25 protein-coding genes are annotated in these 18,514 nt (G+C 51.3%); 14 read left to right on the top strand and 11 right to left on the bottom strand.

The window, feature by feature from the left end; translation table 11 throughout:
• Positions 1-12: 12 nt before the first annotated feature.
• From V9K95_RS15025 to V9K95_RS15015, 3 genes are all read right to left on the bottom strand, one after another.
• Positions 13-990: an ABC transporter permease gene (locus V9K95_RS15025; protein ID WP_336441186.1), complete on the bottom strand. Its 978-nt coding sequence runs from the start codon at positions 988-990 to the stop codon at positions 13-15.
• 6 nt (positions 991-996) lie between these two features.
• A complete protein-coding gene (locus V9K95_RS15020) occupies positions 997-2,628 on the bottom strand; it encodes an ABC transporter substrate-binding protein (protein ID WP_336441187.1) in 1,632 nt (543 codons plus the stop codon).
• A 292-nt stretch (positions 2,629-2,920) separates the two neighbouring features.
• Positions 2,921-3,499, bottom strand: a complete 579-nt coding sequence (locus tag V9K95_RS15015) for a hypothetical protein (protein ID WP_336441188.1) — start codon at positions 3,497-3,499, stop codon at positions 2,921-2,923.
• Positions 3,500-3,622: 123 nt separating this feature from the next.
• Between V9K95_RS15015 and V9K95_RS15010 the strand changes: the two genes are divergently transcribed.
• Positions 3,623-3,874, top strand: coding sequence for a helix-turn-helix transcriptional regulator (locus V9K95_RS15010; RefSeq protein WP_336441319.1), 252 nt, complete (start codon positions 3,623-3,625; stop codon positions 3,872-3,874).
• A 488-nt stretch (positions 3,875-4,362) separates the two neighbouring features.
• Positions 4,363-5,139 carry a hypothetical protein gene (locus tag V9K95_RS15005; protein ID WP_336441189.1) on the top strand — a complete coding sequence of 259 codons (777 nt, stop codon included), beginning with the start codon at positions 4,363-4,365 and terminating at the stop codon, positions 5,137-5,139.
• A gap of 165 nt (positions 5,140-5,304) precedes the next feature.
• On the opposite strand, the gene V9K95_RS15000 is transcribed toward V9K95_RS15005, so the two are convergent.
• Positions 5,305-6,636 carry a YaaC family protein gene (locus V9K95_RS15000; RefSeq protein WP_336441190.1) on the bottom strand — a complete coding sequence of 444 codons (1,332 nt, stop codon included), beginning with the start codon at positions 6,634-6,636 and terminating at the stop codon, positions 5,305-5,307.
• A gap of 137 nt (positions 6,637-6,773) precedes the next feature.
• Here V9K95_RS15000 and V9K95_RS14995 point away from each other — a divergent pair, with 137 nt between their 5' ends.
• The 7 genes from V9K95_RS14995 to V9K95_RS14965 all read left to right on the top strand — a co-directional run bounded on the left by V9K95_RS14995 (position 6,774) and on the right by V9K95_RS14965 (position 10,515).
• Positions 6,774-6,965 (top strand): hypothetical protein, encoded by a 192-nt coding sequence (locus V9K95_RS14995; RefSeq protein ID WP_336441191.1) that lies wholly within the window; start codon positions 6,774-6,776, stop codon positions 6,963-6,965.
• 1 nt (position 6,966) lies between these two features.
• Positions 6,967-7,293, top strand: a complete 327-nt coding sequence (locus tag V9K95_RS14990; RefSeq protein ID WP_336441192.1) for a hypothetical protein — start codon at positions 6,967-6,969, stop codon at positions 7,291-7,293.
• 334 nt (positions 7,294-7,627) lie between these two features.
• The gene (locus V9K95_RS14985) at positions 7,628-8,302 is read left to right on the top strand and encodes an SOS response-associated peptidase (RefSeq protein WP_336441193.1); all 675 of its coding nucleotides are present in this window, start codon (positions 7,628-7,630) and stop codon (positions 8,300-8,302) included.
• Positions 8,303-8,313: 11 nt separating this feature from the next.
• Positions 8,314-8,667: a hypothetical protein gene (locus V9K95_RS14980; RefSeq protein ID WP_336441194.1), complete on the top strand. Its 354-nt coding sequence runs from the start codon at positions 8,314-8,316 to the stop codon at positions 8,665-8,667.
• 60 nt (positions 8,668-8,727) lie between these two features.
• Entirely contained in the window at positions 8,728-9,180 is a 453-nt protein-coding gene (locus tag V9K95_RS14975) for a DUF7832 domain-containing protein (RefSeq protein WP_336441195.1), read from the top strand.
• Positions 9,181-9,584: 404 nt separating this feature from the next.
• On the top strand, positions 9,585-10,160 hold the full coding sequence (locus V9K95_RS14970) for a hypothetical protein (protein WP_336441196.1): 576 nt from the start codon (positions 9,585-9,587) through the stop codon (positions 10,158-10,160).
• Positions 10,161-10,200: 40 nt separating this feature from the next.
• The gene (locus V9K95_RS14965) at positions 10,201-10,515 is read left to right on the top strand and encodes a DUF982 domain-containing protein (RefSeq protein ID WP_336441197.1); all 315 of its coding nucleotides are present in this window, start codon (positions 10,201-10,203) and stop codon (positions 10,513-10,515) included.
• Here the strand turns inward: V9K95_RS14965 and V9K95_RS14960 are convergent.
• From V9K95_RS14960 to V9K95_RS14940, 5 genes are all read right to left on the bottom strand, one after another.
• Positions 10,512-10,739, bottom strand: a complete 228-nt coding sequence (locus V9K95_RS14960; RefSeq protein WP_336441198.1) for a hypothetical protein — start codon at positions 10,737-10,739, stop codon at positions 10,512-10,514. The genes V9K95_RS14965 and V9K95_RS14960 overlap by 4 nt on opposite strands.
• Before the next feature lie 87 nt (positions 10,740-10,826).
• The gene (locus V9K95_RS14955; protein ID WP_337345108.1) at positions 10,827-11,177 is read right to left on the bottom strand and encodes a hypothetical protein; all 351 of its coding nucleotides are present in this window, start codon (positions 11,175-11,177) and stop codon (positions 10,827-10,829) included.
• Positions 11,178-11,359: 182 nt separating this feature from the next.
• Positions 11,360-11,848: a hypothetical protein gene (locus V9K95_RS14950; protein ID WP_336441199.1), complete on the bottom strand. Its 489-nt coding sequence runs from the start codon at positions 11,846-11,848 to the stop codon at positions 11,360-11,362.
• A 666-nt stretch (positions 11,849-12,514) separates the two neighbouring features.
• Entirely contained in the window at positions 12,515-12,811 is a 297-nt protein-coding gene (locus tag V9K95_RS14945; protein ID WP_336441200.1) for a DUF982 domain-containing protein, read from the bottom strand.
• A gap of 58 nt (positions 12,812-12,869) precedes the next feature.
• Positions 12,870-13,346 (bottom strand): Hsp20 family protein, encoded by a 477-nt coding sequence (locus V9K95_RS14940; protein ID WP_336441201.1) that lies wholly within the window; start codon positions 13,344-13,346, stop codon positions 12,870-12,872.
• A gap of 584 nt (positions 13,347-13,930) precedes the next feature.
• On the opposite strand from V9K95_RS14940, the gene V9K95_RS14935 reads away from it, so the two are divergent.
• From V9K95_RS14935 to V9K95_RS14920, 4 genes are all read left to right on the top strand, one after another.
• Entirely contained in the window at positions 13,931-14,119 is a 189-nt protein-coding gene (locus tag V9K95_RS14935) for a hypothetical protein (RefSeq protein ID WP_336441202.1), read from the top strand.
• Between the two features lie 945 nt (positions 14,120-15,064).
• Positions 15,065-15,625 carry a hypothetical protein gene (locus V9K95_RS14930; protein ID WP_336441203.1) on the top strand — a complete coding sequence of 187 codons (561 nt, stop codon included), beginning with the start codon at positions 15,065-15,067 and terminating at the stop codon, positions 15,623-15,625.
• A 502-nt stretch (positions 15,626-16,127) separates the two neighbouring features.
• A complete protein-coding gene (locus V9K95_RS14925) occupies positions 16,128-16,337 on the top strand; it encodes a cold-shock protein (protein ID WP_307277973.1) in 210 nt (69 codons plus the stop codon).
• Between the two features lie 167 nt (positions 16,338-16,504).
• Positions 16,505-16,780, top strand: a complete 276-nt coding sequence (locus tag V9K95_RS14920; RefSeq protein ID WP_307277970.1) for a hypothetical protein — start codon at positions 16,505-16,507, stop codon at positions 16,778-16,780.
• 295 nt (positions 16,781-17,075) lie between these two features.
• Here V9K95_RS14920 and V9K95_RS14915 read toward each other — a convergent pair whose 3' ends face one another.
• Together V9K95_RS14915 and V9K95_RS23720 are read right to left on the bottom strand one after the other, a co-directional pair.
• Positions 17,076-17,225, bottom strand: coding sequence for a hypothetical protein (locus V9K95_RS14915; protein WP_336441204.1), 150 nt, complete (start codon positions 17,223-17,225; stop codon positions 17,076-17,078).
• Positions 17,171-17,518, bottom strand: a complete 348-nt coding sequence (locus V9K95_RS23720) for a glycoside hydrolase family protein (RefSeq protein WP_442958563.1) — start codon at positions 17,516-17,518, stop codon at positions 17,171-17,173. The genes V9K95_RS14915 and V9K95_RS23720 overlap by 55 nt, the downstream gene beginning before the upstream one ends.
• 606 nt (positions 17,519-18,124) lie before the next feature.
• Between V9K95_RS23720 and V9K95_RS14910 the strand changes: the two genes are divergently transcribed.
• Positions 18,125-18,355, top strand: a complete 231-nt coding sequence (locus V9K95_RS14910; RefSeq protein WP_336441205.1) for a hypothetical protein — start codon at positions 18,125-18,127, stop codon at positions 18,353-18,355.
• The last annotated feature ends 159 nt before the right edge of the window (positions 18,356-18,514 follow it).

The following is an 18,514-nucleotide window of genomic DNA, read 5'->3' as shown; positions in this document are numbered from 1 at the left end:
GGGACTTCACCTTTATGAGGACAGGCGCACGCGCGGATCGAGCACGGCATGAAAGAGATCGACAAAGGCATTGAGCGCGACGAAAATCACCGAAATGAACGTCAGCGTCGCCATCACCACCGGCCGATCGAGGAGCTGGATGGAGTCGATCAGGAGTTTGCCGATACCCGGCCACGCGAAAATCGATTCCACCACGACCGCAAATGCCAGCATGCCGCCGAACTGCAGGCCGATGATCGTCACAATCGGCACGCTGATGTTCGGAAGGGTATGGCGAAGCAGTATCCGCCTTGAGGAAAGTCCCTTGGCACGGCAAAACCGGGTGAAGTCGAGACTTTCAACTTCAATCGTGCCCGAGCGCGAAAGCCGCGCGATCAGTGCGATATTGGGTATGGCAAGAGCCAAAGCGGGAAGGACAATGTGCCAGACCCCGTTGCGGGTGAGGATACTCCATTCCTGCCCGAGCAAACTAAGCGTCGCGCCTCTGCCGCCGGACGGAAACCATCCGGTCAGGACAGCGCCGCCAAGGATCAGCATCATGGCGAGCCAGAAAGACGGAATACTCAAGGCAAATACACTGGATTTGAGAACAATCCGGTCAAAAGCTGTTCCGCTTTGCCTGCCGGCGAGAAGCCCAAGACCAATGCCGATGGGTGCTGCAACGAGCATTGCGACGCAGGCAAGCTCGAGTGTTGCGGGCAGCTTGCTGATGACAAGTGCGAAGGCCGGCATATGATAGATATACGAGGTCCCGAAATTCCCCCGTACCACATTGCCGATGAACACGCCGTATTGGTGCCAGATCGGTTGATCCAGTCCAAGCGCGATCGTGGCATTGCGGATATCCTCGGGCGTCGCCGTTTCGATGTTGACGATGTTGAAGACCGGGTTGCCGACACTGTGAATGCCAAGGAAGCCGATCAACGACATGGCGAAGAGAAGAAGGATGGCTTGCGACAACCTTCCCAGGGCAGCTGAAATGAGGGCCATGATCGCTTACTCCGTCACGGCAGATGTCTGCATGGCGGTCGTCCAGCCGCGGGGATGCATCGCATAGGAGGCAACCCGCTTGCCGTAACCGACAATATGGTGGAAGTGATAGAGCGGGATGATGGGTTGGTCGGCCATCACCAGATCCGTCGCCTCGGCAAGGGCCTTGTTGCGCGCGGGGCCTTCCGGAGTGCTTTGCGCCTTTGCCAGCATCTGGTCAAAAGCCGGGTTACGATAATGCCCGAAATTCAAGGCACCGCTGCCGGTCTGCGGACTTGGTGATGCAAGGAGTGCGTGAAGGATGACATCGACCGCCTCGCCGGAGGTGCCACCATACCAGAGCCCATAATCGCCGGCGGCACGCTTGGTATTGAAAACAGAAAAGGGAGAGGCAGCGGGCCGGACGGCCACCCCGATACGGGCCCAGCTTTGGGCGATTGCCTGGATGCTCTCGCCGTCACCCGGATAACGGCCCGCCGGACCTGCCAGAACAACGCTGAAACCGTCGGGAAAGCCGGCTTCAGCCAAAAGGGCTTTGGCCTTGTCATAATCTGGAGCTTCGGGCTTCAGATTGGCGGAGGTGCCGGGAAGCCCGTTCGGAAAAACCTGTGCTGCAGCGGTGCCGTAACCGGCAAGAATCTTGTCAACCAGAACACCCCGGTCCGTCGCCATGGCAAGCGCACGCCGCACCAAGGGTTTCCTGAAGGGATTGGGTATCTCAACTCCCGTTTTGCCTGTCACGCCGGGGAGTGTGTTTCTTTCCACATCGAACTGGAGGAAATTGATGCGGGCTGCACCGACGCTCGCAATTCTGGCGCCGCGCTGTTTCAAGGATGCCACATCGCGGGCCGGAATGGCGTCGGCAACATCAACATCGCCGGTGGTCAGGGCAGCAACCCGGGCAGCGGGGCTTTCAATAATCCTGAACGTGACTTCTGGCCAGACAGGCCTGTCGCCCCAGTAGTCATTGTTTCTGTCAAGCTTGAGCATCTCCCCGGAACTCCAGCTTGCGAACCTGTATGGCCCCGTGCCGACGGGTGCGCCCGTACCGACGGGAGCGCCCGCGCCTGAGGAAGCGCCGCCGGCATTGAGTTCCTCCGTCGTCTGAAACCCCTGCCCCGGCCGGTGCATGATGAAGATGGAAGAAAATGACAGCGGCAGGTTGGGAACGCTGCCGTTGGTATCGATGACGACAGTCAGGGGATCGGGCACTGACACCGACTTGATTGCGCTGACATAGGAGCGAAAGCCGCCACTCGGCGACTTCACAAAGTCCCGGATGCGTTCGATCGTGTACACGACATCGTCCGCCGTAAACGGCGATCCGTCATGAAAGCGCACATTGTCCCGCAGCTTGAACTGCCACCGCGTTTCGGACGTCGCACGCCAGGAAACGGCAAGGCCAGGCTTCAGGTCAAGATGCTCGTCCTGATAGACAAGCCGCTCGTAAATATGGGAGAGCAGCGAGGTATTCTCGTTGAGGTTGGCGTAATGCGGATCAAGCGTCATCAACTTGTACGATGTCGCGATCCGAAGTCCTTCCTGTGCCCGTGCCGCCCCGGAAAAACTGATCAACGACAGGATCACAATCAGCAGGGCCGACAAAAGACATGAACGAAACGGGTTTCCTGATTTCATTATAAGTTCCCTCTTTTTTAGATTCTGAACGCAGTTGGCCCACTGCGGCGGAAGGGCTTCCACCACATGTCGGCGCGATACCGGGCCGTTGCTTTGATATTTTTGAAGAGTATTCTCTGTAGATGAATACGCTTCAGTACGGAATCACTCCCTTTGTGAAGACGGACAATGCGTCATTCGAAAACTGAAGAAGGCGCCCGCATTGACCGGGTTGAAAGGGCTATGACGATGAAGAAACCCATACGTTTCGCTCCGCCGGACGGAGTGACCGTTGCCGGCCGCGGGGGACATGCTAACCACCCCCGGCCACCCTTCGCCTTCCCGGCGGCGACACCTGATCACGCCCGTTTCTCTGAAGCGACATTTGCGCGTCGATCTTCAAAAGGTCGGCAATGACAGCGCGGATTTGCGGCCAGGGATATTCGTCGCAGGCAGCATCAGGCTGCCACTTGTCGACGATGGCGTGCAACTTGGCAGTTGCGCCCATGATTGTTTGGGCCGGTGTGTACCACAGGATTTCTGCAACTCTGTTCTCGGCGATAAATGCCTTCCGCTCCCGGTCGAGGGCTCTGCTGTACCCTAGCTTCTCATCGCTAGCCTTCCAGGCATCGACTGCACTCTGCGGCGAGCCGGCCATTGAGATGAGTTTCGCTTCAAGCTTCTGCTGGCGCCGGCACGATTTACTTGCGTCCAGCCGTGCAGCGCACCATTCGCGCCACGTCATGACCGCCGGATCGTCATCGCAAGCCTCTGCCGGTGCGGTAATCCCGGCAGCAAGGTGCGGATATGTGGGTAAAGACGCCGCCAGCACCGAATGGAAATCTCTCCGCGTGACCGGAGGCAAAGTTCTGCTATTGTCGGAATCAGCCATGATCCGAGCTCCTTACAGCTTGGTAGTGGTTAGGCTGCATCCAGTGCTCGAACACTGGGTGCAGCCGTTATGAGTGTTTAAGTGCCATATGAACTAGAAAAGTTCAACCAGAAAATGACAATCATGAGAAAAATAACGGGAGCGCAAATCCGTGCGGCAAGAGCTTTAGTTCGATGGACCGCTAAAAGACTAGCAGATTCAGCTAGTGTAGGTGTCTCTACGATACGACGTGCAGAAGAGGACGATGGATTGCCCTCAATTACGACAGCAAACCTAAAACTGATTCAGATTGCCCTTGAAAATGCTGGAATTGAATTTATCCCGGAAAATGGTGGAGGCGCTGGCGTGCGCTTCAAGAACAATGACCAATCGTAAGCCGTTTTACAATGGAGCGATCCGCTCAACGAGAACCAATGTGACTGCAGCTAGCTTGAAACGGTAGCTAATGTCACAGGCAATCGCTAATTTTCTATGCGAGGCCCCATCCGCCGATTAGCAACAACATCGCAAGCTGCTCGCCTTTATCTAGTTTAGGTGCCTTAATGATACGGGAGATGGCATGACACCTACACATTCGGACGGCTCGGTTACAAAATGGAGGCCTCCCCCGGAAGGGATTTCGTTAGGGATCTCAGTTACTTGCCATAAGGTGTGGCAGGAATTTTCATCAACACAAATCAATGACTTAGCTGGCGCGCTGCCACACCTCGCTCGTCCCGGACCTACTCCTAGTTGCGTTCTGGCGGGATTCGCTCATAACAGTAATACTAGGTGGTTAGGGGGGGGCGGGCATGCCAGGCACAAGCATACCAGCAAAAAACGAAAAGCGATCTGAAGCATCTGACGATGAGGGAAGCGAAAATATGATCACGTCGGCAGTGGCGGTGGCAAACAGCAAACCAATAAGCGATCTCCTTGGACCATCCGCAAAAACACTCGGACTATTTTTGGGAAAGAAAACGCAGGCATGGGTTGACGGACGGGAAGCAAGCCGCGCCCAAAATGCACGAACGCATTTGGACAAAGTGCGAGAGATTGAACATTTGAAAGACCCAAATCCTTCTCCAACTGAGAGACAGGCAGCCCTGCTCGTCGAATGGGCGGAACAGGCGCAGACCGTTGACCCAGATCAAGAAGATGATTTAGCATCTTTGTGGCAGGCTACATTGGCCGGTATTTACCGCAATGACGTATATGCGGAAGAAATGATAATCACTCTGAAACAACTCAACCGTTTGCAGGCAAAATTGCTGCTCGAAACTCCGTCCGGCTGGTTTCGGCCGACAGCTTTCGACGATTTTAACCTACTGAAATTCAAGAGCCTCGGTCTTGTTTCACCATATTCGTGGACGCGAAGTCACGATAAATTACAGCTATTATGGATATTGGCTGGCTGCTTTGTCGCATTCGCCATGTTTTACATCGTGCCAACTCTTTATGAGACATCATCCGGGGAAACTAGGAACTTTCCTGAACTACAGATGGCCCGGTTGACCGGTGTACTTGCAGGCTCTGCAGTAGTGTTCACGTTGGCGTATTTCGCGCTACAACGTTTGGGGACCTATTGCCTCACTCGTGTGGGCAGAAATCTACGCGATCAAGGTCGCAAATACTGGAAGACAGGCGTTCCATCGAAATAGTCTTGGCTTATATAACTCGATGACCACCGTAATCGTTAGCTGGTTGATGGTACGGACGGGTCGCTTCACCGTATAGGGTAAAGCCCCGAATTTACTGGATAACTCGGAGGTTTCCTCGCACTAATGTGGAGCAGACTGTGGCACAAATAATAGGCTAATTTCCTACTATTCATATACGATCAACTGACAATCAAGTTGGGACAAAACCAGCAGTGCCATTCGCACTAATGCTATATCAACGAACTGATCCGCTAGCTGAGACAGTGAGGTATTCCTTTTCAACTCGGAGATCCAGAGTTGAGGGTGATATCGAGTGACCATACCCAATAAATAAAGGCCAACGTAATAATAGCCGAATTCATTGAGTACTTTGCCCTCTCCAACCAAAAACAATAAATTCTTCCTGAATATAACCGCTTCGGGAGCCTGATCCGGCAGCCTTGGCGCATTTAGCAAATAGTCTCTTGTGTTCATTCTTTGTTGTATGGCCCCGCCCGACCTCAGCTTTACATAATTAACATCCGACACAGAATTTGGCGTGAATTGAAATTGCTCGATCATTTTTTCATAGAGTTCATCATCACAGGGATGAATAGTTGTTCGCAATTCAATCGAAACTAACTTGTCACTTTTATCGAATTGCCGAATGTTCTGCACTTCGGCACGAAGCATCGGTGATTGCTCACCGATTGTCGGCAGTATTTCCCACATTTCAGGTACATGTTTAAAGCAGTCGAGCAACGAAAATCCGCTCTTGGGAAATTGGATATCAGAAAGCGGCGTAATTCCGGAAAGCACCCTTATAGAATGTTCTGCAGCTCCGGTCTCAGAGATGTATTTATCTTCGCCGTAGTGGGGCGTGTGATGACTTTTGCTTCTCCAAAGGCCGAACAACCCTTCGACCTCACCGGTTTCACCAATCTGAGGCACCACCGTGACGCCTCCCAGACCTTTTCCGGTTTGAATGTGCAATCCATGACGATTGTATCGTCCGTTCCTGCGGCCAATGCAATCGTCTCCACTGCCCTTCCAAAGAATCTCGACGTTCGCGAGCGCGGTCAGGGCATAGTAAGCCTGCAGAGATTTTGTAGCTGGCCCAGTTGATCTGGCTGACTGGGTGAACTCTTGAGCTTGCGTGAGACAAAACGAGAGTTGTTCAAGCTGTTTTTTCGCGTTCTCAGTGTGTTTGGCAGATAGATTATGGTGATGCATGAGGCGAGGTAGAAGTGCTTCAGTATCATGATATTGCCTTAAACCGCGCCATACGTAGTCGTGCGCTGAATATCCATTTATGACGACTACACCGTGTACCAATTCGCTCCCCCACTTACAGCCGCACCATTCCTCTAAACTTGATCCGTTGCAAGCCCACTTAAATCTCCCGCGTGACAGGCCGATAGAAAGCCTTGTTAAAACAAAGAACGTTTCAATTTCCTCCGCACAATAACGCGCTACAAAAAACACTAAAGTTGAACTCAGGCGGGATCGTGCCCACAAGTGTGTTGACTCTTTCGTCATATGAGAACATTTTAGGAACATCCCAGCAGATTGCGGCTGCTCCAAAACACAATTTAGAACTGAAACTCTGTCTGGCATGGGGAGCGGACAGGCTTGTCTCAAGGAAAGGGAAAGCCATGAACGAACCCGAATTGATGCACGACGATGAGGTCGAGCAACTTATAGCCGAGCACGACGGTGACGTACAGGCAGTGATTGCCAAACTGATGGACGAGCGCAGCTTCCTGATCAAGGAACTTGAATATGCTTCGCTTGCAATGGGTTTTGGCTATGCCCGTGGCTGGAAGCCAAAGCTGTCGAGGCATTGAGATGGCTAGAAGCAGAGACGAACCGCCACCCACTTTGATCGACAAGGAATATCCTTTTCAGGTCGCGTTGCATTGTGATGAGGTGAAGCTGCATTTTGACAGGGTCGACTTCCTTTCAATACTGCTTGGCCGGTATCGCCTGAATCAGAGTATTTACATACATCCCGAGCGCTACAGCATCTATATGTTTGCAGAGGAGCGAAATGCCGAGTGTTTTTTAAAGGCATTTGAGGGGGAGTGGATACCCCCTGAACAGCGCCGGAAAGGCACTTGGGTGCCGCGCTATACGCGCATGCTGGTGGGTTATGATATCGAAAAGACAACTTAGAGGCATCCGCGAAACGACGCGGTTCTGTGACCTCGAACCTTGGGACGATCTTTACGCCTATTGCTACAAATGTGGCCAGATAGGCCGTTTGGATCGGGACTCGCTTCAGTGGAAATACGGCGCGCATGTTCGCATAAACTCGCTGACGAAGAAGCTGAGCTGTCAGGTCTGGAGCTGCAGAAATAAGGAACACAATATGTTCGGCACCAAGAACAAACTGCGGGATTAATGCTCAGCTTGCGCCCATGCACAGTTTAACTATCATCGAGAAAAAGCGGCCGAGTGGAGTTTGAAATTCCATCGGCCGGCAAAGCAAACGGGGGCGAAGTCAGGTATGTGCAACCTCTATAAAATATCGACTGGCTTCGATGCGGTCCGCAATCTCTTCAATGGGATTGGAAACCGGACAAACATCACAGATTTCAACATCGACATTTATCCGGACTATCCAGCGCCGGTCGCGCGCCAGGATGAAAGCGGCGAGCTGGAGGTATCAATGCTGCGTTGGGGAATGCCAACGCCTCCGGCCTTTATCAAGGGCGAAGTCGATTATGGTGTTACCAATATCCGCAATGTGAAGTCTCCGCACTGGAGGCGATGGCTGGGGCCAGAAAGCCGCTGCATCGTACCAGCAACGAGCTTTTCCGAATATGGTCAGGTGCGCGATCCGGTCACGAAAAAACTGCCGCTGTACTGGTTTGCCCTCAATGAAGAGCAACCTCTATTCTGGTTTGCTGGCATCTGGACGCCTTGGTTCAGTATGCGAAAGAAGAAGGAAGGCCCTGTTCAGGCTGATATCTTCGCATTCCTGACCACTGACGCCAATGAGCTTGTGAAGCCCATACATCCTAAGGCAATGCCCGTCATTCTCAGGACCCGCGAAGAGCTTGATATCTGGATGAATGCGCCGGCCGAGGAAGCGCTGCAGCTACAGCGCCCCCTACCCGACAACGATTTGGTTGTTCTAGCGCCGCCAAAGAAGATCGAAGAAGAGCCGCTTTTGCTTTAGGAGGGATCGTCATGCCTTGGAAAGTCAGATTTCGCGGGAAAACCTACAGCCTCGAGAGCTATTTCGATGAAGACTATATGGCAGAAGTCGAAGCGAACATGACAGACGTCGAGGAACTGCCAGGTTCATTCGATGTCGCCTCGAACGGCGAGGAAATCGTAGAGAATATCACCATCGCGGAATCTGCCGATTCTACCGAGTTTCCTTTTGAGGCTGTCCGGGCCAATCATCCTGATCTGGGCGAGATTTACATTTTCACGGGTGTGCCAGACGAAACCGAGGGTGAGTTGCACGTTCTCTATACTAATGCGGCTGCAAACGAACCCGCTTACAACGAGACAGCATTTGAGGGCGATGGCACATGATTGTCGTAGTTTCCGAGGGAAGCGGGCCTTTTCCGGAGCGTGTAGTCGAATGGATTTCTAATGAAGTACGATGACGCTTCATGGCATTATGGAGGAGAATTTCCCTTAACCTTGGCTCCCTCAGCCGCATCAACGCACATCGGCATGTTTGTTGCTTGGGCAACGCTCAATGGATTAGGAAGTGGAATCCATACCGATGAGGAACTTTTAGCTCTTACGACTCGCACAATAACGCCCGGGAATTGGTTTATTTCGGCTTGCGATGAGAAGTTTATAGACGAGGATTTGACTGTCGAGGGCAATGAGTTTGCAGCACACTATTATGAGGCTCCCTACACCTACTTTACCGATTATGGGAATACGTTTTCCTCAGACATAATGTACAAGGTACCTGATACTTGGGATACCTATGATAAGCTCGCGCCGGTTATAAAAAGACGCTTTTCAATTTGGCGCAGGACAAAGACTATCAAGCACATTGTGAGTTTGGCTTGGATTAAGAAGCCATCATGAAACCTTGGCCGAGTCGGTCAAAATACATATGTCGAAATTAATGAAGAAACCCGATGTCTGAAAAGCAAAACGAAGAGATTGAGGCGGTGTGGGCTGATAAATCTCAAGAGTCCAAGGTGGTTTGGCCGAACGGCTACTATCAACTTGGGATAATTTGCGTCGGAATAATCCTGTTGGTCATGGTCATACTTGCCTTGGAATATGACCCTATCTTATCGAAAAAGTTCTGATGTCTGAAATACCGCCCTCGCCCAATCCTGAATACCCAGCACACATGGAGTCCGCACCTGCCGGGTTGTTCGTGCATTGGTGCGATCATAAAGACTGCAAGCAATGGGGCAGCTTTGGTTTCTCGGGGCGCTACGGAATCAGTTGGTACTGTGGCGAGCATAAGGGGAAAGCTTTTGATAAAGAAACTTGAGGCGATTGTTTGGTGTTCTGGCGCATTGTTGGTTCATTTCGTTGCATTCAATGAAGCTAAGGCAACGGAAGCAGATTGCAGCGCACTGACTTCTATCTACGAAAACACGCGAAATTCCGGGCGGTATCAGGTGACCTTTTCTGAAATAGAGCCAGGCGAAACAAAGTCGAAGTTTCTAATGGATGAACGATTTCAGGATGGGCTCATATACTGGCAGCTTGGTGATGGAATATGGCTGGAACGTCCCCGCGTCCCTTTAGATGTATCGCTTACCGTTTTTGAATCATGCACCAAATTGGACAGCAAAACCATCGAAGGACGAACGGTTGACGTTTATAATGCAAACTGGAGGCGCGGCCCACGAGAAGCAAAAGTAGTATTTTACGTCACCCCTGAAACTGGCCTCGTTTTTGAGGCAACGAGACGATTTACGCGTGTTGCGGATGACGAGACACTTTCCAAATGGAAGCCGGGCACAACCATCATTGAACGGTTTACCTACGATCGAAACCTCTCTGCTCCTCCGAAGCCCCCACTTTTGCCGGAGACTGACGATTGAGCGCTGGAACCGATTTGCGGCAAGAGTCGTTCACCGACTCATGGAAGATAAACCCTTCAAAGAAGTAACCGTAACGACCCGCCAGCTCGGCAAGATGAAGGTAATCACCTCCATAATGCAGGCGGCAGAGTTCATTGTGAATGAATGGCCGGGCACGGATACTGAAAGGCTCGATATCGCCAAGCATGCGCTGCTGGAATGCTACGATGGCAAGCTGTCACCTGGCGTTGCTCGCATGGCTTTCATTGAAGCTGCGAAGGAAGCCGACATTTACGTCGAGGCGGCAGGCCGTCCGGTATCAACTGGCAAGCTGGAACGTTGGGGAAAGCGAAAACCTGCGCGGCGCAGGGCTTAGCAGGGCAAGTCCTCCCCAGACTCCTTTGCCTTTTCCAGCACGAGCGCATCAATAGCCCTCTGCACCTCCGGCAAGCCCCAACCAGCTTTGATGGCTTCTTGGTGGATAGCGTACAAATCTTTCGAAGAAACCTTGTCGAGAAACCGATCTTTAATTGCCTCGCGGCATTCGGCTTCGCGCTGCGTTTCATCTTCGTAATTATATCGAGGGGATGCGATACTCATGGCACTCACTCCTACCAAACCGACTCAATGCGGACTAAGCGAATGAGTTCCCGCGCACGAAGATCGGTTCCTTTAGGGCATGTCACATCAACGCTGTTCGTCTTCCGCCTCGTCAAGCCTTCGCAACAGTTCTGCAAATCTCCCGTTCGTCGCAATGGGCGGATTACTTCCGTCTGCAGGCTTCTTCAAAGCGGGTGGTTGCGAATCTCTGCTGAGATTTTCCAAGATCCTGTGGTTGTTGGGCTTTTTATCATTCATTGCCAAGCTCATGTGTTTGGCAACGAACCAAATTAACGGCGTATGGTTCCGAAAAATATTTACGTTGGTTAGCACTGTAGGATTACACAGTAGAAAACTTCGAAGCACCTGACCGAGTTGTCTGGAATTATTTTGGCTGGAGATAACTGGCAGGATTGACGGGCGATTGACCATGTCCATTCTTTTTATGCTAACCTGTCCGATTGTCCGGACGGGAGAGATTGTTTGACCGATGAAGTCTTGATTTATGTTGTTGCAGTGCTGGGCCTGATTACCCTTGGCTTATTCATTTACCGGGGCAGAGACTAACCCTCACGAATAGCTTTCAATAGCAGCATGCCGCGATCATCGCTAAATCTCTGCTATTTTTTATAGCTAATGTTTACCAATGTACTTGCCCCAACCTGTGTATAGTACACTTCCATCAGCTCTGTTTTCCAATAAGCGTTTCCAGCCATTCCCTCAACCGTCTCCGGTGCGCCCAAAATTTCTGTCAACCCACCCAACAAACCGGCATCACTGCCCGGACTGTAGTTGCATGCCTTGTGGCTGTTGGGCCCCTGCGCAATCCAGAACGACAAACTCACGACGTGCTCGCCTTGTCCGTGGTGCCATCCAACGATATCGACTGACCCGCCGTTGTAAGCAAGAAAGCCGGTGCGCCATTCATTGAAATCCGCATCGCTCATTCTTTGCCAACTTAATTGGTCACCTTTTGCCGCCGCGTCTGAAACTGTTGATGAACTGCAAATATCAACCAGTTGTGTCGCGGTCAGAGTTTTTGGCAACGCGAAGGCACTTTCCACGGTCAAAAAGAGACTGCACAACGTGCAAAGTAGAGAACTGCGCATGCGGTGTCGATCTCCGGTTCATGACTTTGTGAGCCTAAAACAGAACATTAAACAAATCTATTAGACGTTGGATTGCAGTCACGACTTACAAACATCTTGTGATAAACAATGGTTGCCGCCGGTTGGAGTGGCGCAACCTTGATAATGGTGTATCGCCGGTTGGCTTAACTCCGATGAAGGCGCCACGATGGGGCTGCCATGTTGCGAGGATCGGGCCATGGTCTTTGTGCACCACGCCTATTGTGTCAGGTGTTCTGGCTCTGGCTCGCCTTTGGTCCATCTCATGATAATCTCTCGCTATAACAAGGTTGACTGGAGTGTGATGATGTTTTCGAGAATCACGAAATCTGCTGCACTTATTAAAGGGCTCGTTAGCGATCCGATTATCAAGCAGTTGGCGATCGATACCTCACTGGGTGAAGGATTTCTTGACTGCCAACTCCGCCAGAGAAAGGATGGCACTACATATCATGTTCTGAAGGTATCCGGCGGAGACACGACTGTTTGGGTCTCCTTGGAACGGGAAAGCATTGTGCAGCTTGCGGATTTTATTAGAGAATAATCAGAGGTCCGAAGACTGCCGCAAGCGCACCAATGTGCAGGGATGGTTGCAAATGAACAGACCAAAGAAAGCCCGGCATCTACAATGGACACCGGGCTGCACAATTACAGGACGCGCAGATTTCCTCCGCCGTGCCGATGGCCTAACACGGGGCCAATCTCAGGTGCGAGTAAGTCGTGCTTTTTCGCGAAAGCTATAAATAGTCCACGAGCTGTTTCCGCTTCAATCGTACCTGTCAGCACGCCTTTGCAAGCATTCAAAGCAAGGCTATGCGTAGTATCCGGGCCATGGGCTGGCCAGTCATTCAACAGCTGGTATGCTTCCATAACAGAGTGGATATCTGTCGGCACGCCGAGGCCAACAAGGATGGAAACGGGCCTCGTGAAATACTTCTCCATCATGACAGTTGTTCCCTTTATATGAGGGGAAGGCTCTTAGCGCCCTCCCCGGTTGCTTATGCTAGGCCGCTTCTTGATGTTTGGGCTTTTCTAACTCCTTCGATACCGAGACGGTTTTTTCCGTGCCAATTGAAATCTTGCGTGGTTTCATGGCTTCCGGGACCTCTCGGATCAATTCAATTGAAAGCAGACCATTCTCAAGCCCCGCGCCTACCACACGCACGTGATCGGCGAGCTCGAACCTGTGCTCAAACGGTCGCCCGGCAATGCCTCGGTGAAGATACTCAGACTGTTGCGCCTCTTCTTTCTTCCCGATGATCGTGAGGAGATTGGATTGATACGTCAGATCCAGATCGTCTTGTGAGAAGCCTGCGACAGCGACTGTGATCCTGTACGTATCTTCACCGGTCTTCGCGATATCATACGGAGGCCAGTCGCTGACCGACCGTGCACGCTGAGCGTTCTCCAGGAGATTGAACACCCGGTCAAAACCAACACTGGACCGGAACAGTGGAGCGAAATTAGAATTTGCTGTCATTGCCATATCCTCCTTGAAGCAACATGACGCTGAGACGCCGAAGTTGAGGCCTCCAGCGGTGTCGATCCTACTTATGCGATCGACGCAAAATGATTTAGTTTTGGCCAAATTGAATTCAAGGATTCAGGAAAAAAATTCGGGAACTACTCGATTGGCCTTTTTTATACAATTTTAACGCAGAGTTGCACACGAGGGCATAATCGCGGAAATGTAGAATAGTAATTCATTCGCGGGCATGATTGCCATCTTGGGGCTCAGCAGATGAACTTCAAAGCGTTCAAGCAAATCGCGTACATTTCAACGCTAATATTGATACCGTTTAACGCTGCTGTCGCGGCCGATGTAACAACCAAACCGAAGGTGAACCCTTCATTTATTTTGCCACTTCGGATCCATTTCTGAAACCCGGTCAACGGCCAATCAGTTCGGCTATGCCTTTCGTTCTCTCTGGCCATCTCCGCCGAGGCCGCCGAACCAAACTGCGTCAACAATGCCCGAAACAGGATATTTCCAAATAATCTAAAACTTATCCACGCCTCCCAGAACTGAGCGATAATGGTCGTAATGATCAACTGGAGGTTACAATGATTTCTCTCAATCTCGTTTTTTTCGCCACTATTTTACTAACGGCAGTGAGCGGTTTGGCGGCAACATGTATCGTAATTTTCGGCGACACGCAGCACAACGCAGGACAAAAAGCGGTTGCCGAGAAATTTGCTCAAATTGCATTGATCGGCGCAGCAGCGGTCGCCTCATTGCTAGCTGTTTCCTGATACTTGGAGGCTGAATTATCTTGGAGCACGGCATCATGCCATGGCCAAACGTCCAGCTTTCTCCAGTTCGTCTGTGGGGCTTTCGACAGTCGGCAAACCAACAGACTGCTATCAAGCGGGCAACCGTAGAAAAGTCACCCCAGACTTAATGCTTGTATTAGCCCCTTGTTCCAAACGTTGTTCTACATAATGGGAAAGGCTTTTAACCAATGCCAATGAGCAGCAAATACCAATGTGTGGGATGATGTTTGACTGCAGCGAACCGAATTTCCTTATCGAGATGTTGCTTAATCGTGCGACGAATCATCAAACGCTTAAGAGTATCTCTACTCACACTACCTATCGCCGCACCTGGAACCAGTCGCTCATCAGTATCAGGCCCTTGAACTTCTATGGACCTTAGCCTCCCGTGTTCATCCCGACCAACATGTCCTCATAAATGGAGCGGTTAGCGATTTGTCCAAATCATCCACGTCTCTACGGTCACGATCTCGCGACGAATGTCCTTACCGCGCGCAAGGTGAATTTCTAATTTCGCCGAGATAGAACCTGGCGATTGTGTACTGAGACAGGCTTCAAGTAGAGTTTGTTGTGACACCCTCGATTTCAGGAGACGCGCCACTTCAATCTTTTTAGCCAGGCCTTTCTCGTAGTTCAAAATCACGGTGACCCCGACCAAAAAGATCGGCAATAAATGCCCTCTCTCGCGTACGAGGATGATTGGCTGGATCGCGACCAAAGCGTTTTAAAGCATGACGCAATGCCAGTTCAATATTGCGTAAATTCTTCATCGTCGAACCGGCTGCTTTTGGTTGGGTATGATTGCTCAGTCACAAACTCATAACTTTGAATTCACGCCGCGTGTTGCGTGAGCAATATGAGTTTTGGGAACTTATACAAAAATGACGTGTTCTGTGTTGCCCTGACCACTATAGGACAAACATTATGCTCGCGGACACTACCCTGCTCTATCAACCTAACATTCGCATAGCTGGCAATATTTCAAGCGGTACCTTGTGGGATGTACTCAATGCCCTCGCACAAATTCGCCTCACAAATGAAGATCTGGTTCTCGAAGTAATGACGGAAGGTGGGGATGCCGACATCGCTCGTCGTATCGCTCTCGAAATATCGCTCTTCATACGCGACTCCGGAAGGGCCGCCTACTTTATTGGGAAAACGATCGTGTACTCAGCGGGAATGACTATTATGGGTGCTTTCCCTGCCCCTAATCGTTTTGCAACCAAAGATACAACCTTCCTGGTCCATGAACGCCGTATAACAAAATCCGTGAACTTCGACGGTCCAATGCGTGCAATGATACAAATTGCCAAAGAGCAGGTAGCGCTTCTTGAAACGGCGCACCGGCTTGAATGGGAAGGCTTCGAGGACTTGGCCAAAGGCAGTCTGATCGATGCCGAGACCCTTTATGAGCGAGCCAAGGAAAATTACTACCTGAGCTCGGATGAAGCACGTGAGCTGGGGCTCATCGCCCGGTTGTTATGACGAAGGAACGAAGTTATCAGCATGAGAACCCACAACGCGGTCGCACCCGGCCGCCCTGTGGGCTTGCGGAGCGTTGCGAAATCAACTGGTATCGCGGTCAACACAAGAACGCTGGCGCGTTTAGACATGACGGTCAGATAGACCGGGTTGATTAGGAACCGATAAACAGGCCGGTCCAACAATTCATGCAGGACAGACCCTTCAAGGGAATAGTGACCCACCAAATGGCTGAGTCACAATCTCCGTCATGCAGCGCTGGCTACCGGGTTCGGTTATGCGAGCGGTCGCAAGCCACAGCTTTTCAAGTTGAGGATAGAAGAGAAAGTTAATTTGACATTGCCAGACTCTGGGCGTATTTGTCTATTGTCGATATTGCTTGTCAGACTTTTGTTATTGCACGATGGCAACGTGCCCTGGACGAACTTCCCCTTCAAAATCGAAATCATCATCCACAGTGCTTTTTTGCATTGCGGTATCTATAATTGCTATGAAAGGGTTCGTTATGACCACTGGCACAGTTAAATGGTTTAATTCCACTAAAGGCTTCGGCTTCATCCAACCAGACAATGGGGGCACGGACGCGTTTGTCCATATTTCCGCTGTCGAACGCGCAGGTCTGCGTGAGATCGTTGAGGGCCAGAAGGTCGGATATGACCTTGAACGCGACAACAAGTCCGGCAAAATGTCAGCTTGCAATCTACAGGCGATCTAAAAATTGGTACCTGCTTTCCTTTGACCACGGATGTACCGGCACTGTTGAAAGCAAACTAAATGGGAAGGTCAGGCATGTGTCTGGCCTTTTTTATTTTCAAAGCATTTATAACGGGGCCAAGAGGCTTCTGGCAATTCCAGAAACAGTTAAGCCCAACGGAGCTTTCGATGCCAGATCCAGCGAATGAATTGCAGGCGATCAACACGGCTTGGCAAATTGCCATGCAGGAGATTTTGCGGATGGTCGTGCGTGATATCTACAAAACCGGCGATGAAGCCGTCTTCAAATCCCATATCAAACGTATTGAAGAAGCTGCGGTGGACAGCATCTACAGCGGCTTGATGCTTCGGGGATCCGATCAATGGACGGAAACACTTGTGAAAGAAAAAGCCAGCAATTTCGTTACGACCTTGTTGACTTCTTTCACGTTTGATCGTGCATAGGTTAATCCATCATTGGCCTGCGTATACGGAAATGTTTCGTCTCGCACTCCTCCAGATTCCTGATTATGTCCTGAATTCCAAGGCACCACCTCTTGAATATTATCTGCAAGTTTCACAGTAAAGGCCGCCTCAGAGCCTGATATGACCGCTACTTCAAACCATTTGCCATCCCTGTCGGCGTTCTGCAATACCTGCAAGGGATCGCCTTCTTTGATGGATGTATTATATTAGCCTCCCGCATCGACTGTTGCATAATTTCCGCTCACTGATCGGAATAAAAGAGCGATGTCCATGATTATGCTTTGTTGAAAACAGCGTTGAAGATCGCGACAAGCGCCACCCGCAGCGAGGCATGTGCTTCAGGCTCCGGAGTTGCTGGCGGCTTGTCGGCTACCCAGCGTGAGGAACAGCTTGCGATCCGCTGCTCGGCGGGTGACGAGCCCATTGAGGACTTCCCGCCTGCCTCGCACCAGACAAGGGACTGATCGGCTGCGCGACACGATCTCCCGCATTGAGCTTTTTATCAATGTGGAAATTTGAGAATGTCCCGCTGCCAATGTTGAAGGCAAGCGATACCAGAACGTCAAGCTCATTCTGGTTCATACCGAGCTTGACGGCGTTTAGCACAAAGGATTCGAAAATTGCCAGTTCGCGGAAAAGTACGCATCGGACTCGGCAGCGGTTATTTTCATACTCGCCTTGACGATCGGCGGCCTGCGGCTGAAGTATGGCCCACACCTATGGTCAGACTGCCACGTATGCGGTCAGTACATTTTCTTCACGCGCAGCAATAGCCTCCCGCCCGCCGATTGGTTTTCATGGTGATGTCCTGAGTTGAATAGGAACAATTTGATTATTGCTGAATCAGATGTAGTGATGCAGAAATGGTCAGCCCAGAGATCACAGAACATGGATCCGGAAGACAAACCTTATCTCAGTCGAACGTGGCCCTATCTTCTGGCCATCGTAATTATGGCTGCGGTGTCGATTGCTCTGGGCCGGCATTGTTCGGTTGAACATGCACCGGGCTATCGTGTTAGTAGTGGTCAACTTTGAAAAGTGCTATTGTTGGTAATGCTGATCGTAAGTCGGCTAGAGGCCTGATGCCGCCACTCCGAAGTGTCCCATAGGGATCAGGCCTCGCTTGGGGTACGGTGTAGCTAAATTCAATCCTGCGCGTTGTGACCTATGGTGCTTAGCCACGCCTTTCGAGCGTCATTTGTGACGAACTTAATTGCCCAGCCTTGGTGCTGAACCGGTTTCGCTCTTGCCGGGGGCACTCGACGCGGTCCCGATAGACTTCTGCAACAGAGCGTCTCGGGTCCACCTAAAGGAAAACCTGGAATGCCTTACATTTTAATTTTGGCAGACGGTGCGAGGCACGAAGTTCACGCGACGTTGCAGTTCGAGGTCATCAACGGTCAGACACTCCCGAAAGGCGATCTTGACGGCGAGCCCCAAGTGTTGGCTGCCGCATTACTGGAGGGATCGACCACGCTGGAAGTACCATCGGGCAAACAGTACCGGATCGCGATTGACGCTCCTCGAGGACAATTCCGGTTCCGAGGCTTGTAAGCCGCCTACCGTTATCCCTTCAGCACCGATATCATCCTGCCATGTTACCCGCCCGACCTTCGGACACCGTCTCCAAGCCATTTCGAACTGATTGTGCTTCCACCAGTGCTTGCCAGCTCCACTAAATCTGCAACGCGAGGGAGTACTGCAGCAGCGTTC

Origin of the sequence: Phyllobacterium sp. CCNWLW183 (assembly GCF_037203775.1) — a bacterium.
Taxonomy (GTDB): Bacteria; Pseudomonadota; Alphaproteobacteria; order Rhizobiales; family Rhizobiaceae; genus Phyllobacterium; species Phyllobacterium ifriqiyense.
The sequence above is the reverse complement of the archived record's forward strand: the minus strand, read 5'-3'. Positions and strand labels throughout refer to the sequence as shown.

Coding starts and splice junctions, on each gene's coding strand:
- V9K95_RS15025 (WP_336441186.1), bottom strand. CDS start 990: ATGGCCCTCATTTCAGCTGCCCTGGGAAGGTTGTCGCAAGCCATCCTT.
- V9K95_RS15020 (WP_336441187.1), bottom strand. CDS start 2,628: ATGAAATCAGGAAACCCGTTTCGTTCATGTCTTTTGTCGGCCCTGCTG.
- V9K95_RS15015 (WP_336441188.1), bottom strand. CDS start 3,499: ATGGCTGATTCCGACAATAGCAGAACTTTGCCTCCGGTCACGCGGAGA.
- V9K95_RS15010 (WP_336441319.1), top strand. CDS start 3,623: ATGAGAAAAATAACGGGAGCGCAAATCCGTGCGGCAAGAGCTTTAGTT.
- V9K95_RS15005 (WP_336441189.1), top strand. CDS start 4,363: ATGATCACGTCGGCAGTGGCGGTGGCAAACAGCAAACCAATAAGCGAT.
- V9K95_RS14995 (WP_336441191.1), top strand. CDS start 6,774: ATGAACGAACCCGAATTGATGCACGACGATGAGGTCGAGCAACTTATA.
- V9K95_RS14990 (WP_336441192.1), top strand. CDS start 6,967: ATGGCTAGAAGCAGAGACGAACCGCCACCCACTTTGATCGACAAGGAA.
- V9K95_RS14985 (WP_336441193.1), top strand. CDS start 7,628: ATGTGCAACCTCTATAAAATATCGACTGGCTTCGATGCGGTCCGCAAT.
- V9K95_RS14980 (WP_336441194.1), top strand. CDS start 8,314: ATGCCTTGGAAAGTCAGATTTCGCGGGAAAACCTACAGCCTCGAGAGC.
- V9K95_RS14975 (WP_336441195.1), top strand. CDS start 8,728: ATGAAGTACGATGACGCTTCATGGCATTATGGAGGAGAATTTCCCTTA.
- V9K95_RS14965 (WP_336441197.1), top strand. CDS start 10,201: ATGGAAGATAAACCCTTCAAAGAAGTAACCGTAACGACCCGCCAGCTC.
- V9K95_RS14960 (WP_336441198.1), bottom strand. CDS start 10,739: ATGAGTATCGCATCCCCTCGATATAATTACGAAGATGAAACGCAGCGC.
- V9K95_RS14955 (WP_337345108.1), bottom strand. CDS start 11,177: ATGGACATGGTCAATCGCCCGTCAATCCTGCCAGTTATCTCCAGCCAA.
- V9K95_RS14950 (WP_336441199.1), bottom strand. CDS start 11,848: ATGCGCAGTTCTCTACTTTGCACGTTGTGCAGTCTCTTTTTGACCGTG.
- V9K95_RS14945 (WP_336441200.1), bottom strand. CDS start 12,811: ATGATGGAGAAGTATTTCACGAGGCCCGTTTCCATCCTTGTTGGCCTC.
- V9K95_RS14940 (WP_336441201.1), bottom strand. CDS start 13,346: ATGACAGCAAATTCTAATTTCGCTCCACTGTTCCGGTCCAGTGTTGGT.
- V9K95_RS14935 (WP_336441202.1), top strand. CDS start 13,931: ATGATTTCTCTCAATCTCGTTTTTTTCGCCACTATTTTACTAACGGCA.
- V9K95_RS14930 (WP_336441203.1), top strand. CDS start 15,065: ATGCTCGCGGACACTACCCTGCTCTATCAACCTAACATTCGCATAGCT.
- V9K95_RS14925 (WP_307277973.1), top strand. CDS start 16,128: ATGACCACTGGCACAGTTAAATGGTTTAATTCCACTAAAGGCTTCGGC.
- V9K95_RS14920 (WP_307277970.1), top strand. CDS start 16,505: ATGCCAGATCCAGCGAATGAATTGCAGGCGATCAACACGGCTTGGCAA.
- V9K95_RS14915 (WP_336441204.1), bottom strand. CDS start 17,225: ATGGGCTCGTCACCCGCCGAGCAGCGGATCGCAAGCTGTTCCTCACGC.
- V9K95_RS14910 (WP_336441205.1), top strand. CDS start 18,125: ATGCCTTACATTTTAATTTTGGCAGACGGTGCGAGGCACGAAGTTCAC.